This is a genomic window from Streptomyces sp. NPDC104202, from assembly GCF_055584185.1.
The window spans coordinates 42,077-58,486 of the sequence record NZ_JBVJMN010000019.1 but is presented as its reverse complement, the minus strand read 5'-3'; the positions used below and the strand labels follow the sequence as shown (position 1 = coordinate 58,486).

Genomic DNA, 16,410 nt, shown 5'->3' with positions numbered 1-16,410 from the left:
CGCCCCCTGGTGACCTGACTCGGAGATCCGGCGTCAGTCGGGCACCTCGGCCTTGTCGGCGAGGTGCCCGTCGACGAAGCACAGCCGGTACACCGGGATCGCGGCGAGGAGCGTGGACCGGTAGTACCGGCACTCGTGCATCCCCGGCGGCTCGGCGGGCGCCTGCTGCGGCGGCCCGTCCAGCGGCCGGTCCGGCAGGTCCTCGGCGAGCTCCGCGAGCGACTGCCCGAGCCGGACCCGCGCGTAGTCCTCCGGCTCCAGGAAGGACCGCGCCTGCGTCCACAGCGCCACCCCGGCCATCAGCACGCCCAGCGCGGTGAGCAGTGCGAGGGGGATCCAGATCGCCTGGGCGAGCCCCTTGCGCACCTGTGCGCGGGCCCGGTCCAGCTCGCGCGCGGAGGTCGGGGCGGCCGGCGGCGGTTCGGCCGGCGGGTTCCGGGGCAGGGCGGCCTCCAGGGTGAACCCGCCGTCCGCGCCGACCCGGTGGGTCAGGCTCCCGCCGGCGAGCCGCACCCGCTCGTCGAGCCCGACGAGTCCGGTGCCGCCCGAGGCGGGCTCCGTGCCGGCGGTCCCGGCGGCGGGTCCGCTGGACACGCGGACCCGCACGGCCGGGCCGTCCTCGGCGACGGCGACCGTGACGGCGGCCCCGGGGGCGTGCTTCGCCGCGTTGGTGAGGCCCTCCTGCACGACCCGGTGCAGGGCGAGGCCGGGCATCCCCGGCAGGACGGGCACCGGGGTGGCGAGGGTGACGCCGATGCCCGACGCGCGGGCCCGGGCGACCAGTTCGGCGACGGTCTCGCCGGGCGGGACCGTGGGCGCGGCGGCGCCGTCCTCGCGCAGGACGCCGATGATGTCCCGCAGCCGGGCCGTCGCGTCCGCGGCCGCCCGCCGCAGCTCGCCCGCCGCGTGCTGCCGGCCGGGTCCCAGAGCCGGGTCGACCTCCAGGGCCCCCGCGCGGACCGCGATCAGCGCCAGGTCGTGGCCGAGGGAGTCGTGCATGTCGCCGGCGATCCGGGACCGCTCCCGCAGCCGCTCCCGGTCGGCGACGGCCGCCTGTTCGCGCTCCATCCGGTCGGCCAGCTCCCAGCCGCTGCGCACCAGCCGGTCGTACTGGCGCATGTACCGCCCGATCAGCCAGGGGGCGACCACGGCCAGCGCCAGCGCGAGCAGCAGGGTGAACCACTGCCCGAGCGAGGTGCGGGTGACCAGGGTCAGGAGCAGGCCCGCCGCGGCGACCGCGCCGAAGAGCCACAGCGCCGCCCGGGTGTGCTCCCGGCGCCGTCCCGCGAGGTAGCCGAAGGCGAGCAGGGCCAGGCTGTACGAGGGGGTGAAGAGTTCGGGGGAGGCGGGCAGGCTCGCCGCGACGGTGAGGGCGAGCGGCAGCAGCGGCCACCGGCGGGAGACCGCGACGCACACGCCGAGGACGGCCACCCCTGCGGCGACCAGCGGCCAGCTCCCGCCGTCGTCCGGGTCGGACTGCAGCAGGACCGGGACGCAGAGCAGCAGCCACAGGCCCAGGTCGAAGAGGCGCTCACGCACCGGTGTCCCCGGCGACGACGCCCGCCTCGTGGGCGAGGACCGCGAGCTGGACCCGGTTGCGCAGGCCGAGCCGGGCCAGGACGGCGCTGACGTGGGCCTTGACGGTGCCTTCGACGACGTGCAGACGGGCCGCGATCTCCTGGTTGGACAGTCCCGCGCCGAGCAGGGCGACGACCTCCCGTTCGCGGCCGGTGAGCGGCGCGAGGCGCTCCCGCGCGTCGGCGGAGCGGGTGAACCGCTCGCCGCCGAGGGTGTCGATGACGCGGCGGGCGACGGTCGGGGAGAGGGCGGCGCCGCCCCGGGCCACCGCCCGGACGCCGGCGATGAGTTCGCGGGGGTCGCCGGACTTCAGCAGGAAGCCGCTGACGCCGCTGCCGAGCGCCCGCGCGATGTACGCGTCCTCGGAGAAGGTGGTGAGCATGACGACGGCCGCGTCCGGCAGGGTCCTGCGCAGCTCGTCGGCGGCGCCGAGGCCGTCGAGGCGGGGCATCCGGATGTCGAGGAGGACGACGTCGGGCCGGTGCTCCAGGGCGCGGGCGACCGCCTCGTGGCCGTCGCCGGCCTCGGCGACCACCTCGATCCCGGGGTCGGTGGCGAGGATCGCCCGGACCCCGGCCCTGATCATCGTCTCGTCGTCGGCCAGCAGCACCCTGATCATGCGGTCCAGGGTAGGCAGACGCGCGGACGCCCGGAGGGGGGTCCCTCCGGGCGTCCGTCCTGTCACTTCAGGCCGTGCGGGCCTTCCGGCTTACGGGAAGGTCAGCTTGAAGCTGTTGATGTAGCCGGTGTCGGCGCCGGCCTTGTCCTGGACGCGGAGCTTCCAGGCACCGTTGGCGACCTCGGAGGAGGCGTTGACGGTGAAGGTCTGCTGGATGTTGTCGGCGCTGCCGCCGGAGCGGTTGCTCAGGCTGTAGACCGAGCCGTCGGGGGCGACGAGGTCGACCACGAGGTCACCGCGGTAGGTGTGGATGATGTCCACGCCGACGGCGAGGTTGCTCGGGGCGTTGCCGGTGACGCCGGTGACGTTGACCGTCGAGGTGACCGCGGCTCCGGGGGAGTCCGGGATGGTCACGTCGGCGGTGTTCTCGAAGACCTTGCCGCCGGGGTTGCCGCCGCCGGGACGGGTGCCGACGTTGATGGCGGCCCAGGCGTTCTCGACGGCCGTGACCTCGGGGCTGCCGGCGCCGTACAGCTCGGTGGCCGCCGCGACGGTGCCCGTGCGGGCGCCGGCGTAGTTGGTCGAGGAGCCGAACTTGGTGGTGAGCGCCTTGAACCAGATCAGGCGGGCCTTGTCGATGCCGATGCCGGTGACCGGCAGGCCGTCGGAGGTCGGCGAGTCGTAGTTCACGCCGTTGACGGTCTTGGCGCCGCTGCCCTCGGAGAGCAGGTAGAAGAAGTGGTTCGCCGGGCCCGAGGAGTAGTGGACGTCGATGGAGCCGATGCCCGAGTACCACGAGTCCTTGGACGAGCCGTCCTTGCTCGGCTTGTCCATGTAGCGCAGCGGGGTGCCGTTGCCGCGGATGTCGATCTTCTCGCCGACGAGGTAGTCGCCCTTGTCGTTGGCGTTGTTGGCGTAGAACTCGACCGCCGCCGCGAAGATGTCCGAGGTGGCCTCGTTGAGGCCGCCGGACTCGCCGCTGTAGACCAGGCCGGCGGTGTTGGAGGTGACGCCGTGCGTCATCTCGTGCGCGGCCACGTCGATGGAGGTGAGGGGCTTGGTGTTGCCGGACCCGTCGCCGTAGGTCATGCAGAAGCAGGAGTCGGACCAGAACGCGTTGACGTACGCGTTGCCGTAGTGGACCCGGGAGTACGCGCCGACGCCGTCACCGCGGATGCCGGAGCGGCCGTGCACGTTCTTGTAGTAGTCCCAGGTGAGCGCGGCGCCGTAGTGGGCGTCGGCGCCGGCCGTGGCGCGGTTGGACGCGAGACCGTTGCCCCAGGTGTCCGTGGTGTTGCTGAACAGCGTCCCGGTGCCCGACGTACCGCCGTTGAGGTCGTACGTCTTGTGGTTGCCGCGGCCGGTGTCGGTCAGCGTGTACGAGGGCGCGGTGCCGAGGGTCACCTGGCCGCTGTACATCGTGTTGCCGACGCCGGTCTCGATCGCCTGCCACTCGAAGAGCTTCGCGCCGGACTTCGCGTCCGTCACGACGTGCAGCTCGTTGGGCGTGCCGTCGTGCTGGAGGCCGCCGACGACGGTCTCGTACGCGAGGACGGGGGCGCCCTGGGCCATCCACACGACCTTGCGCGGGGCGCGGTCGGCGGCGGCCTTCTTCGAGCCCTCCGCGGCGGCGAGGCCCACGGCCTGCTTCTCGGCGGCGGCCGGGGCGACGTCGGCGCTGAGGTCGACGTTCTTCAGCTCGGCGCGCGAGGACTTGGTGACCGCGGTGGTGGCGCCGGCCTTGGACTCGGCGACGATCAGGTCACCGCCGAGGACGGGGAGTCCGGCGTAGGTGCGCTCGTAGCGCGTGTGGGTCGTGCCGTCGCGGTCCTGGACCACGTCGCGGACGACGAGCTTCTCCTGGGCGCCGAGGCCGAGGGACTTGGCCGTGGCGGCCTTGTCGGCGTCCGCCGCCTTGATCAGCGCGGCGCGCTGGGCGGGGGAGAGGTCGGCCGGGAGCTTGCCGGGGTTGGCCTTGCCGGCGGAGAGCGCCTGCGGGGCGGCGGCGAAGGTGTCGGCCGCGGCCGGGCCGGACTGGACGCCGAGGGTGAGCATCGCGGCGGCGGCGATCAGGGCGCCGGTCGCGGTGGCACGGCGGCTGGGCGTGGATCTCACGCAGACTCCTTATGCGAGGGGGGTACCGGCGGACTGGGGTGAGCCCGTCCGGGCGGAGCAAGGAGAGCTGTGGAGCACGTTCGGGTGAAGCGCTGAACATTGATGCGAAGAGCCGGGGAGAGAGTGACAGGAATGACGGGGACCTGTCAGGAGCGCGTCGGCAAGTTGGCCAAAAATCGTCCGCTGCCCGTACGTCCGTGTTCGTTAACCGGACGTTTCGTCGATCATGGACGCGATGCCGTCCAGCGTTCGCCCGAGCCCGAATTCGAAGAGCGCCTCAAGGTCGAGACCGAAGCCGCCGCCCTCCGTGACGATGGTCAGCTCGGGGTACGAGCCGCCCGCCTGGATCGCGTCGAAGCGTGGCTCATTCTGTTCCATCCACTCGCCGTCGGAGATGCCCGTGTCCTGGCGCGCCTGCTCCTCCAGGTCGTCCGCCATCGACAGGCCCTGGACGAAGGCGAAGATCAGCAGATGGGCGTGGAGCTTGTCCGCGTGCGACAGCGCGGTGCCCCGCATCGCCCGCAGCACCCACTCCGTGTACGCCATCGCGTGCGGCGTCGCCACCGGCCGCGTGAACGACGCCATCGCGTGCGCCATCCACCGGTGCCGGGCGTACACCCCGCGCAGCCACCGGGCCCCCCGCTCCAGACCGGTCCGCCAGTCCGCCGGCACCGGCCCCAACGGCACCTCCGCGCACGCCGCGTCCGCCATCAGCCTCACCAGCTCCGCCTTCCCCGGCACGTGGCGGTAGAGCGTCATCGTCGACACCCCCAGGGCCGACGCCACCCGCCGCATCGTCAGCGAGCCCAGTCCCTCGGCGTCCGCGAGGGCGAGCGCGGCGGTCACCAGCCGCTCCCGCGACAGCGGCGCCGCGTCCGGATCCACCGGGGCCACCACCACCGTGCCCACCCCCGGCTCGGCCCGCACCAGACCCTCCTGGCGCAGCACCGCCAGGGCCTTGGTCGCCGTCGCCATCGCCACGCCCCACTCACGGGTCACGGCCCGCGTCGACGGCACCCGGTCGCCCGGGGACAGCTCGCCGGCGCGGATGCGGCGGCGGAGCTCGGCGGCGATGGCGAGATAGGGCGGGCGGTTCGTCACGGCGGGCAGTGTACTAGTGCACCTGAGACGGTGTACGCCCCGGTGAACTGCGGCCTCTTGACGCTGTGCACCGGTGCACTAGGGCGGGAGTGGCGCCGTACGCGGGGCGGCTGCTTCCTTCACCGCATGACACTCACCGCAGAGCCCGGGCCCACCACCGGGCCGCCCCGCGCCGGACGCCGCGAATGGACCGCCCTCGGCGTCCTCATGCTGCCGCTGCTCCTCGTCTCCATGGACGTCTCCGTCCTCTACTTCGCCCTCCCCGCCATCAGCGCCGACCTCCGCCCCGGCGCCACCGAACAGCTCTGGATCCTCGACACCTACGGCTTCGTCCTCGCCGGACTGCTCGTCACCATGGGCGCGCTCGGCGACCGCGTCGGCCGCCGCCGGACGCTCCTCGGCGGCGCCGCCCTCTTCGGCGTCGCCTCCGTCGCCGCCGCGTACGCCCACACCCCCGGCGCGCTCATCGCCGCCCGCGCCCTCCTCGGCGTCGGCGGCGCCTGCCTCATGCCCGCCACCCTCGCCCTCATCCGCACGCTCTTCCCCGACCCGGCCCAGCGCGCCAAGGCCGTCACCCTGTGGACCTCCGTCATGGCGAGCGGCATCTCCCTCGGCCCGGTCGTCAGCGGCGCGCTCGTCGAACACTTCTGGTGGGGCTCGGTCTTCCTCCTCAACCTCCCCGCCATGGCGCTCCTCCTCGCCCTCGGCCCCCTCCTCCCGGAGTCCCGGGGAGCGGCCGGCGGCCGGTTCGACCTGCTGAGCGGCGGCCTCTCGCTCGCGGCGCTGCTCCCCGTCATCCACGGCGTCAAGGAACTCGCCCAGGACGGCTGGGCGCCCGTGCCGGCCGCCTCCGTCGCCGCGGGCCTCGCCGTCGCCGTCGTCTTCGTGCGCCGCCAGGCCCGCCTCGACCACCCCATGGTCGACCTGCGGCTCGTCCGGAACCGCGCCTACGGCGGCTCCGCCCTCGTCAACCTGCTCGCCATGGCCGCCACGGTCGGCTTCGCCGTCTTCCTCACCCAGTACCTCCAGTCCGTCCTCGGCCAGAGCCCCTTGGAGGCCGCCCTCTGGAGCCTGGTGCCCACCGGAGGAGTCCTCGTCGCCGCCCCCACGGCCGCCGTGCTCGCCAGGACCCTCGACCGCGCCCACGTGATGGGCGGCGGCTTCCTCGTCTCCGCCGCCGGATTCGCCTGGCTCGCCGCCGTCGACCGTGCCACGCCCTTCTGGTGCGTCCTGGTGGCGAGCGCCGTCTACGCCGCCGGACTCGTCTCCGCCATGACCCTCGCCAACGAGCTCGCCCTCGGCGCCGCTCCCCCCGAGCGCGCCGGCTCCGCCGCCGCCGTCATGGAGTCGGGCCAGGAGCTGGGCGGCGCCCTGGGCATGGCCGTCCTCGGCTCCGTCGGCGCCGCCGTGTACACCGCGGGCATGCCCGCCTCCGCCCCCGCCGCCGCCCGGGAGACCCTCGGCGGCGCGCTCGGCGCGGCCCCGGCCGTCCTCGACGCGGCGCGCACCGCCTTCGTACGGGCCATGGGCGGCGCGGCCGTCGGCGCCGCCCTCCTCATGGTCCTGGCGGCCGTCCTCTCCGTGGCCCTGCTGCGGACCCGCCGGACGGACTCCTGAACTCCCTTGCCCCGGGCCGTGTGCCAGTGGCACAGTCCTTCGGCCGGGCACGCGCCCGGCGGACCAGGGGAGGACGGACGATGGTGGTGGGGATCGTGATCGCGGCGATGGGCGTCGCCTGCGCGGGATGGGGGGCGATGTTCCTCTTCAACCTGCGCGGGGCGGCCGACCGGGCCGCGGAGCGCCGCAACGCGGTACGGGCCGTGACCGCCGCCCGCACGGGAGACCTGGCCCTCCTCGAACCCTCCCGGGTCACGCCGGTCTTCTTCCGGGTCCTGGGTGGCTTCCTGGTGCCGGGCGGCCTCTTCCTGGGGCTGGTCGGCGCCGTCATCGCGACCCTCGGCTGACACCGGCGCGGCCGGCGGGGACGTCCCCGTCGGCCGGGCTCAGCCCACCAGGCTGTCGCGCCAGGCCTGGTGGAGGCCCGCGTAGTGTCCGTCACCCGAGACCAGGACGGACGGCGGGCCGTCCTCGACGATGCGGCCGGACTCCATGACGAGGACGCGGTCGGCGACCTCGACGGTGGAGAGGCGGTGGGCGATGACGACGGCGGTACGCCCCGCGAGGACGGTGTCCATCGCCCGCTGGACGGCCCGCTCGCCGGGGACGTCCAGGGAGCTGGTGGCCTCGTCCAGGATGAGGACGGCCGGGTCGGCGAGCAGGGCCCGCGCGAAGGCCACCAGCTGGCGCTGGCCGGCGGAGATGCGTCCGCCCCGCTTGCGGACGTCGGTGTCGTACCCGTCGGGCAGGCCGGCGATGAAGTCGTGCGCCCCGATGGCCGCGGCCGCCGCCTCGATCTCGGCGCGGGTGGCGTCCGGGCGGCCGATCGCGATGTTCTCGGCGACCGTCCCCGAGAAGAGGAAGGCCTCCTGGGTGACCATGACGACCCCGCGCCGCAGGTCGGGCGTGGCGAGGTCGCACAGGTCGACGCCGTCGAGGAGGACCCGGCCGTCGGTCGGGTCGTAGAAGCGGGCGAGGAGCTTGGCGAGCGTCGACTTGCCCGCGCCCGTGGCACCGACGACCGCCACCGTCTGCCCCGCCGGGATCGTCAGGTCGAAGCGGGGGAGCACCTCGCCGCCCGTCCGGTAGGCGAAGCGGACCCCGTCGAAGACGACCTCGCGGCCGGGCTCGCCGGTGCGCGGGGGCAGCGGCCGGGGCGCCGTCGTCTCGGGCACGCCGGGCTCCTGGGCGAGCAGACCGGCGATCTTCGCGAGGGAGGCGGCGGCCGACTCGTAGGAGTTGAGGAACATGCCGAGGCGGTCGATCGGGTCGTACAGGCGCCGCATGTAGAGCACGGCCGCCGCCAGCACGCCCAGTTCGAGCGAGCCCCCGGCGACCCGGTAGGCGCCCCAGAGGCACATGCCCGCCACGGCCGTGTTCGCGACCAGGCGGGAGCCGACGACGTAGCGGGCCATCTCCAGCAGGGCGTCGCCGTTGCTGCGCTCGTGGCGGCGGTTGAGCACCGCGAACTCGGCGTCGTTGGCCTCCTCGCGGCGGAAGGCACGGACCGGGCGGATGCCGTTCATCGTCTCCGCGAACTTCACGATCACACCGGCGATCGCCGTCGACCGGTGCGTGTAGACCTCGCCCACCCGCCGCCGGTAGCTGCCGACCAGCAGGTACAGCGGCGCGAAGGAGAGGACGGCCACCGCGCCGATGCCCAGGTCGAGCCAGAGCAGCACGACGGAGATGGAGACGAAGGAGAGGACGACGCCGATCAGTTCCTGGAGGCCCTCGGAGAGCAGCTCGCGCAGCGACTCGACGTCGGTGGTGGAGCGGGAGATCAGCCGGCCCGAGGTGTAGCGCTCGTGGAAGTCGACGCTCAGCACCTGGGCGTGGCGGAAGATCCGGCCGCGCAGGTCGAGCAGCACGTCCTGGTTGACCCGGGCGGCCCCGCGCACGAAGACGTACTGCAGGAGACCCGACAGGGCCGCGCACAGGAGGTAGCCGACCGCCACCGCCACCACGGGACCGTGGTCCCCGGCACGGAACGCCGGCACGCCCCGGTCGATGGCGTACGCGACCAGCAGCGGGCCCGCCTGGACGGCGGCCTCCTTGACCAGCAGGACGAGCGCGGCGCACGCCACCCGGGTCCGGTGGGCGGCGAGCAGCGACCGCAGGAGCGCGCCGGTCGCGCCGGGCGGCGCGGGCAGGTCGTCCCGGTCGAAGGGATCGGACGGCGGGGCGGCCGCCGTCTCCGCGGGCTTCTTCTCGAGCGTGGTGTCCGTCATCGCCCCTCCCGGGCCGTCTTCTCGCCGGACATCAGCCAGGCGTACTCCGCGCTGCTCCGCAGCAGTTCCTGGTGGGTGCCGACCGCCGCGATCCTGCCCCGGGAGAGCAGCGCGACCCGGTCGGCGAGCATCACCGTCGACGGGCGGTGCGCCACGACCAGGGCCGTGGTGTCCCGCAGGACCTCGCGCAGGGCGGCCTCCACCCGGGCCTCGGTGTGCACGTCGAGCGCCGACAGCGGGTCGTCGAGGACGAGGAACCGGGGCCGGCCGACGACCGCCCGCGCGAGGGCGAGCCGCTGGCGCTGGCCGCCCGAGAGGCTCAGGCCCTGCTCGCCGACCTGGGTGGCGACGCCCTCGGGCATCCGGTCGACGAAGGCGTCCGCCTGCGCCACGCCCAGGGCGCGCCGCAGCTCCGGCTCGCCGGCCGTGCTCCCGGCGCCCATCAGGACGTTGTCCCCGACGCTCGCGGAGAACAGGGTCGGTTCCTCGAAGGCCATGGAGACCAGGGACCGCAGCCGGTCCCGCTCCATCAGGGCGATGTCCTCGCCGTCCAGCAGGATCCGGCCGCCGGTCGTCTCGTGCAGCCGGGGGACGAGCGCGGTCAGCGTCGTCTTGCCGGACCCGGTGCCGCCGACCAGGGCGAGGGTCTCGCCGGGCCGGATGTGGAGGTCGACGCCGTCGAGGACCGGCGGTGCGTCCCCGGGCGCGTCCGGGTAGCGGAACGTCACGCCCTCGAACCGCACCCCGCCGTCGCCCCCGGCCGGGGTGGCCGGGGTCCCGGCCGCGGCGCCGGCGGTACCGGGCTCCACCTCGGCGTCCATCACCTCGAAGTACCGCTCGGTGGCGGTGACCGCCTCCTGGGTCATCGCGAGGAGGAAGCCGATCGACTCCACCGGCCAGCGCAGCGCCAGCGCCGTCGACAGGAAGGCGACGAGCGTGCCGGCCGACAGGTCGCCGTCGGCGACCTGCACGGTGCCGAGGACGAGGGCCGCCCCGATCGCCAGTTCCGGGACGACGGTGATGACCGCCCAGATCATCGCGAGCAGCCGGGCCTTGGCCAGCTCGGTGCCCCGCAGCCGCTCCGAGAGCGACCGGAAGGACTCCGCCTGGCTGCGGTGCCGGCCGAAGCCCTTGACGATCCGGATGCCGAGGACGCTCTCCTCCACGACCGTCGTCAGGTCGCCGACCTGGTCCTGGGCCCGGCGCGCGACCACTCCGTACCGGGTCTCGAAGAGGGAGCAGACGATCACCAGCGGCACCACGGGTGTCAGGAGCACCAGGCCGAGCGACCAGTCCTGGGCGAGCAGCAGCGCACAGCCCGCGAGGATCGTCACCGTGTTGACCAGCAGGAACGTCAGCGGGAACGCCAGGAACATCCGGACCAGCATGAGGTCCGTCGTCCCGCGCGACAGCAGCTGCCCGGACGCCCAGCGGTCGTGGAAGGCGATCGGCAGCCGCTGGAGCCGGTGGTACAGGTCCGCCCGCATCCCCGCCTCGACCCCGGACAGCGGCCGCGCCACCAGCCAGCGCCGGAAGCCGAAGAGCACGGCCTCGGCCACGCCGAGCAGCAGCAGGTAGAGCGCGCCCCGCCACACCCCGCCCGGGTCGCGGTCCGTGATGGGCCCGTCGACCATCCACTTCAGCACGAGCGGGATCACGAGCGACAGACAGGACGCGACGATCGCGACGACCGCCGCCGCGAACCACCGTCCCCGCACCGGCCGCACGTACGGCCACAGGCGCAGCAGCACGCGCACCGCCGAACGTTCGCGGTGGTCGGAGGGGTTCGCTGGGGGCACAGGATTCTCGGGCATCAGGTCCGACCTTACGGTTCGCCCCTGACCGTCTCATCCGGTTTTCCCGCCGCCCCGCGCCGCGGCTGCGCGCAGGGTCAAGGAATCGTGCGCCGCACGCCAAGGACGGGGGCGGGCGGCACACGACACTGATCGGGTGCGTGGACCGTCGGACGGGGGCTGAGGACGGTGCACCGCACGGGTGCCCCTGTGGACCGCGCCCCGGCCCACAGGGACGGGCACCCTCGCTCCGCCCGGCCACCGCCGTCGCGCCGTGGTGGCCGGGCGGGAGCGTTCACCCCTCGACCCGCAGCAGGACCGTCGACCGCGCGGCGACCGTGATCGTGGCGCCGCCCTCGTGCCGGGTGTCCGGGGCGTGCTCCTGGTCGTCCCGCGCGGTGTCGACGACGAGGGCGTACGACGCCGCCCAGGGCGGCCCCGGGAGGCGGAACTCCAGCGGGCGGGAGCCCGCGTGGAGCACGGCGAGGAAGCTGTCGTCGGTGATCCGCTCGCCCCGCTCGTCCCGGCCGGGGATGTCCCGGCCCGACAGGTAGAGACCGAGCGTGGCGGTGGGGGCGTACCAGTCGGGCTCGGTCATCTCGGCGCCCTCGGCCGTGAACCACGCCAGGTCCCGCAGCCCGTCGGCGCGCTGCGGGCGGCCGGAGAAGAAGGCGCGGCGGCGCAGCACCGGGTGGCGGTGGCGCAGCGCGAGGAGCCGGCGGGTCAGGGCGAGGAGCCCGGCCCGGCCGGGGTCCTCCGGCAGGGACCAGTCGAGCCAGCCGATCTCGTTGTCCTGGCAGTAGGCGTTGTTGTTGCCGCCCTGGGTGCGGCCCATCTCGTCGCCGGAGACCAGCATCGGCACCCCGGTGGAGAGCAGCAGGGTGGTGAGCAGGTTGCGCTGCTGGCGCAGGCGCAGCGCGTTGGTCCCCGGGTCGTCGGTCTCGCCCTCGGTCCCGCAGTTCCAGGAGCGGTTGTCGTGGGTGCCGTCGCGGTTGCCCTCCCCGTTGGCCTCGTTGTGCTTGCGCTCGTAGGTGACCAGGTCCCGGAGGGTGAAGCCGTCGTGGGCGGTGACGAAGTTGACGGAGGCGTACGGCCGCCGCCCGCCCCAGGCGTACAGGTCGCTGGAGCCGGAGAGCCGGTAGCCGAGGTCCCGGACGTCGGGCAGCGCCCCGCGCCAGAAGTCCCGCACCGCGTCCCGGTAGCGGTCGTTCCACTCGGTCCACAGCGGGGGGAACGCGCCGACCTGGTAGCCGCCGTTGCCGACGTCCCAGGGCTCGGCGATGAGCTTGACCCGGCGCAGCACCGGGTCCTGGGCGATGACGGCGAGGAACGGCGAGAGCATGTCGACGTCGTGCATGGAGCGGGCGAGGGCCGCCGCCAGGTCGAAGCGGAAGCCGTCGACGCCCATCTCCGTCACCCAGTAGCGCAGCGAGTCGGTGATGAGCCGCAGCACCTGCGGCTGCACCACGTGCAGGGTGTTGCCGCAGCCCGTGTAGTCCGCGTAGCGCCGGGCGTCGGACTGCAGCCGGTAGTAGCCGCGGTTGTCGATGCCCTTCAGGGAGAGGGTGGGGCCGAGCTCGCCCGCCTCTGCCGTGTGGTTGTAGACGACGTCGAGGATGACCTCGATGCCGGCCGCGTGCAGCGCCCGCACCATCCGCTTGAACTCGCCGACCTGCTGCCCCGCCGTCCCCGACGAGGAGTAGCCGGCGTGCGGGGCGAAGTAGCCGAGCGAGTTGTAGCCCCAGTAGTTGCGCAGGCCGCGCCGCAGGAGGTGGTCCTCGTGCGCGAACTGGTGGACCGGCAGCAGCTCCACCGCGGTCACGCCGAGACCGGTGAGGTGCTCGATCGCCGCCGGGTGCGCGAGCCCCGCGTAGGTCCCCCGCAGGTGCTCGGGGATGCCCGGGTGCCGCCGCGTGAAGCCCTTGACGTGCACCTCGTAGATGACCGAGTCCTGCCAGGGCGTCTTCGGCCTGCGGTCGTCCGCCCAGTCGTCGTCGTCGTGGACGACGACCCCCTTCGGGACGAACGGGGCGGAGTCCCGGTCGTCGCGGACGGTGTCGGCCACGTGCTGCTGAGGCCAGTCCCGCACGTGCCCGTACGCCTCCGGGGGCAGCGCCCCGAAGTCGCCGTCGACGGCCCGCGCGTACGGGTCGAGGAGCAGCTTCGACGGGTTCCAGCGGGCTCCCGTCCACGGGTCCCAGCGCCCGTGGACCCGGTAGCCGTACCGCTGCCCGGGGCCCGTCCCGGGCACGAAGCCGTGCCAGATCTCGTGGGTCAGCTCGGACAGGGCCAGCCGCCGCTCCGTGCCGTCGGCGTCGAAGAGGCATAGCTCCACGGCCTCCGCGCCGCCCGCCCAGAGGGCGAAGTTGGTGCCCGCGACGCCGCCGGGGCCGACCCGGCACCGGGCGCCGAGCGGGGTCGGGGTCCCCGGCCACACGGGTGGCCCGGCCCGCTCCAGGGCATGCTCGTGTACCGCCTCCTGCTCGGCTGCGCTCGACACCGTCCCGGCCTCCCGCGGCTCGTCGGGCCCTTGTCCCGCGGGAGCGGCGGCGTCCCGGCCGCCGCTCCCGCGGGTGTTCCTCCCCCTGTTCTGCCCGCGCCGCCGTGCTCCCAACATGACCCGCACGCACGTTTCCCCTGGAGGGTGGCCGTCGTTGGGCCGGGCGTGAACCGAGTATGGAAGCGGACGAGGCACGCGCTGGCGGTCGCGGGACTGATCGCCGGCCTGGCGGGCTGCACGGGCGCCGACGGCGGACGCGGCATCGACATCTCCCTCCCGGGCAAGGCCAGGGCCCCCGGGGACGTCATCCGGATCAGTCCGGAGGACGGCAGCCGGGCGGTGCCGCCGGAGGGCCCGCTGGAGGTGCGGGTCGACAGCGGCCGGCTGGAGCGGGTGACGGTCGTCCAGGTCGAGGACGCCCAGCGGATCCGGGTGGCCGGCGAGATCTCCGCGGACGGGCTGCGGTGGCGGCCCCGGGAGGGCGGCCGGCTCGCGCTGTCCGCGAAGTACAGCGTGGACGCGGTGGCGCTGGACGCGCACGGCCGCCGGTCGGCGCGGCACACCACCTTCACCACGGTGGTGCCGGAGAGCCGGTTCATCGGCTACTTCAAGCCCGAGAACCGTTCCACGGTCGGCACCGGCATGATCGTCTCCTTCGGCTTCAGCCGCCCGGTCGAGAACCGGGCCGCGGTCGAGCGGGCCATCCGCGTCACCTCGGTGCCGCCGGTGGAGGTGGTCGGCCACTGGTTCGGCGACGAGCGGCTCGACTTCCGGCCCGCGGCCTACTGGCGGCCCGGCACGAAGGTCACCGTCGAGCTGGGCCTGCGGGACGTCGAGGGGGCGCCCGGCGTCTACGGCATCCAGCGCAAGACCGTCGGCTTCACCGTCGGCCGCTCCCAGGTGTCGGTGGTCGACGCCGCCGCGCACACCATGGAGGTCCGCAGGGACGGGGAGCTCCTGGCCACCGTGCCGGTCACCGCGGGGGCGCCGAAGACCACCACGTACAACGGCAAGATGGTCGTCACGGAGCTGTACGACGTGACGCGGATGGACGGCCGGACCGTCGGCTTCGGCGGCGAGTACGACATCAAGGACGTGCCGCACGCGATGCGGCTCACCGACTCGGGCACCTTCCTGCACGGCAACTACTGGGCGCCGGCCTCCACCTTCGGCTCGGCCAACGTCAGCCACGGCTGCGTGGGCCTGCGCGACGACAAGGGCGGCAGTCCGGACTCCCCGGCGGGCTGGTTCTTCGACCGGACCCTCGTCGGCGACGTGGTCGAGGTGGTCAACTCCCGTGACAAGGAGGTCGCTCCCGACAACGGCCTCGGGGGCTGGAACCTCGACTGGGGCCGGTGGCGGGCGGGCTCCGCGCTGGAGTGACGCCGCGCCCCTCCCGCCCCGCCGCCCCCGAGGTGCTTCCTAGCACGTCGACTGGGACTGAACAGTGACATTCACGAGGAACTTTCGTGTCCTGCGGTGTGATTATCTAGCGCTGTGTGCGCGATCGGATGCGCACGGGGGCGGGGCCGTGGCGGTTGCCAGGCCGTGCGAGGGGAGACGAACCACAGTGAACGGGCAGCCGATATCGGGGGCATCGGTAGGGGCGACCGCGCGTCGCGGCCGGCGACGCGGGGGCGTCCGGCTGCAGGCGCTGGCGGCGGGGGCGATGCTCCTGGTGCTCACCGCCTGCGGCGGCGGCGGGACCGCCGGCGGCACGGGCGGCCAGGGCCCGGCGGCCCAGGGCGGCGGCAAGCAGGACAACGCCGCCTCGCAGGCGGTCGTGACGATCCTTCCGAAGGACGGCGCCGACGCCGTCGCCACCAGCGGGGCGCTCAAGGTCACCGCGGAGCAGGGCAAGCTGACCACGGTCACGGTCGCCGATTCCAAGGGCACCCCGGTCGAGGGCAGGATCGCGGCGGACGGCGCCAGCTGGTCGCCCACCGCCCACCTGGCCGCCGCCACGCAGTACAAGGTCCACGCGATCGCGAAGGACTCCGAGGGCCGCGAGTCGGCGAAGGACACCACCTTCACCACGCTGGTCCCGAAGAACACCTTCATCGGCCAGTACACGCCGGAGGACGGTTCGACCGTCGGCGTCGGCATGCCGGTGTCCATCAACTTCACCCGGGGCATCACCGACCCCGAGGCCGTCGAGAAGGCCATCAAGGTGACGGCCGAGCCGGCCGTGCGGATCGAGGGCCACTGGTTCGGCAACGACCGCCTCGACTTCCGCCCGGAGCAGTACTGGGCCGCGGGCACCAAGGTGACCGTGCACCTCAACCTGGACGGCGTCGAGGGCCGCCCGGGCGTCTACGGCAAGCAGAAGAAGACGATCACCTTCACCATCGGCCGCCGCCAGGTCTCCACCGTCGACGCGAGCGCCAAGACGATGAAGGTCGAGCGCGACGGCGCGATCATCAAGACCCTGCCGATCACCGCGGGCGCCCCGTCCACGACCACGTACAACGGTCAGATGGTCATCAGCGAGAAGTACAAGGTGACCCGCATGAACGGCGCCACCGTCGGCTTCGGCGGCGAGTACGACATCAAGGACGTGCCGCACGCGATGCGCCTGTCGACCTCCGGCACCTTCGTGCACGGCAACTACTGGGCCTCGTCGTCCACCTTCGGCTCCACGAACGTCAGCCACGGCTGCGTCGGCCTGGAGGACGCCCGCGGCGCGGGCGACAGCTCGACCCCGGCGGCCTGGTTCTTCGACCGCTCGATCATCGGCGACGTCGTCATCGTGAAGAACTCCAAGGACAAGCAGATCAAGCCGGACAACGGCCTCAACGGCTGGAACATGGACTGGTCGGAGTGGATCGCGTAGCCCTCGCGTAGCCGCCCCGCGCG

General features: G+C 73.8%; 11 protein-coding genes. 4 read left to right on the top strand and 7 right to left on the bottom strand.

The window, feature by feature from the left end; translation table 11 throughout:
• Positions 1 to 33: 33 nt before the first annotated feature.
• The 4 genes from ACZ60W_RS15195 to ACZ60W_RS15180 form a co-directional block, all read right to left on the bottom strand.
• The gene (locus ACZ60W_RS15195; protein ID WP_469755772.1) at positions 34 to 1,539 is read right to left on the bottom strand and encodes a sensor histidine kinase; all 1,506 of its coding nucleotides are present in this window, start codon (positions 1,537 to 1,539) and stop codon (positions 34 to 36) included.
• Positions 1,532 to 2,197: a response regulator gene (locus tag ACZ60W_RS15190; protein ID WP_469755771.1), complete on the bottom strand. Its 666-nt coding sequence runs from the start codon at positions 2,195 to 2,197 to the stop codon at positions 1,532 to 1,534. Before ACZ60W_RS15190 ends, ACZ60W_RS15195 begins: the two co-directional genes overlap by 8 nt.
• A gap of 90 nt (positions 2,198 to 2,287) precedes the next feature.
• Positions 2,288 to 4,312 carry a M4 family metallopeptidase gene (locus tag ACZ60W_RS15185; protein WP_469755770.1) on the bottom strand — a complete coding sequence of 675 codons (2,025 nt, stop codon included), beginning with the start codon at positions 4,310 to 4,312 and terminating at the stop codon, positions 2,288 to 2,290.
• Between the two features lie 204 nt (positions 4,313 to 4,516).
• Positions 4,517 to 5,413 (bottom strand): TetR/AcrR family transcriptional regulator C-terminal domain-containing protein, encoded by an 897-nt coding sequence (locus ACZ60W_RS15180; protein ID WP_469755769.1) that lies wholly within the window; start codon positions 5,411 to 5,413, stop codon positions 4,517 to 4,519.
• A 126-nt stretch (positions 5,414 to 5,539) separates the two neighbouring features.
• On the opposite strand from ACZ60W_RS15180, the gene ACZ60W_RS15175 reads away from it, so the two are divergent.
• Together ACZ60W_RS15175 and ACZ60W_RS15170 are read left to right on the top strand one after the other, a co-directional pair.
• Positions 5,540 to 7,030 (top strand): MFS transporter, encoded by a 1,491-nt coding sequence (locus ACZ60W_RS15175; RefSeq protein ID WP_469755768.1) that lies wholly within the window; start codon positions 5,540 to 5,542, stop codon positions 7,028 to 7,030.
• A gap of 80 nt (positions 7,031 to 7,110) precedes the next feature.
• On the top strand, positions 7,111 to 7,377 hold the full coding sequence (locus tag ACZ60W_RS15170) for a hypothetical protein (protein ID WP_469755767.1): 267 nt from the start codon (positions 7,111 to 7,113) through the stop codon (positions 7,375 to 7,377).
• A gap of 39 nt (positions 7,378 to 7,416) precedes the next feature.
• Here the strand turns inward: ACZ60W_RS15170 and ACZ60W_RS15165 are convergent, their stop codons facing one another.
• The 3 genes from ACZ60W_RS15165 to glgX form a co-directional block, all read right to left on the bottom strand.
• Positions 7,417 to 9,261: an ABC transporter ATP-binding protein gene (locus ACZ60W_RS15165; protein WP_469755766.1), complete on the bottom strand. Its 1,845-nt coding sequence runs from the start codon at positions 9,259 to 9,261 to the stop codon at positions 7,417 to 7,419.
• A complete protein-coding gene (locus tag ACZ60W_RS15160) occupies positions 9,258 to 11,075 on the bottom strand; it encodes an ABC transporter ATP-binding protein (protein ID WP_469755765.1) in 1,818 nt (605 codons plus the stop codon). The genes ACZ60W_RS15165 and ACZ60W_RS15160 overlap by 4 nt, the downstream gene beginning before the upstream one ends.
• A gap of 274 nt (positions 11,076 to 11,349) precedes the next feature.
• Positions 11,350 to 13,554 carry a glycogen debranching protein GlgX gene (gene glgX / locus ACZ60W_RS15155; RefSeq protein WP_469755764.1) on the bottom strand — a complete coding sequence of 735 codons (2,205 nt, stop codon included), beginning with the start codon at positions 13,552 to 13,554 and terminating at the stop codon, positions 11,350 to 11,352.
• Between the two features lie 165 nt (positions 13,555 to 13,719).
• Here glgX and ACZ60W_RS15150 point away from each other — a divergent pair, with 165 nt between their 5' ends.
• Positions 13,720 to 14,937: a L,D-transpeptidase gene (locus ACZ60W_RS15150; protein ID WP_469755763.1), complete on the top strand. Its 1,218-nt coding sequence runs from the start codon at positions 13,720 to 13,722 to the stop codon at positions 14,935 to 14,937.
• A gap of 187 nt (positions 14,938 to 15,124) precedes the next feature.
• Positions 15,125 to 16,387, top strand: coding sequence for a L,D-transpeptidase (locus ACZ60W_RS15145; RefSeq protein WP_469755762.1), 1,263 nt, complete (start codon positions 15,125 to 15,127; stop codon positions 16,385 to 16,387).
• Positions 16,388 to 16,410: the final 23 nt, after the last annotated feature.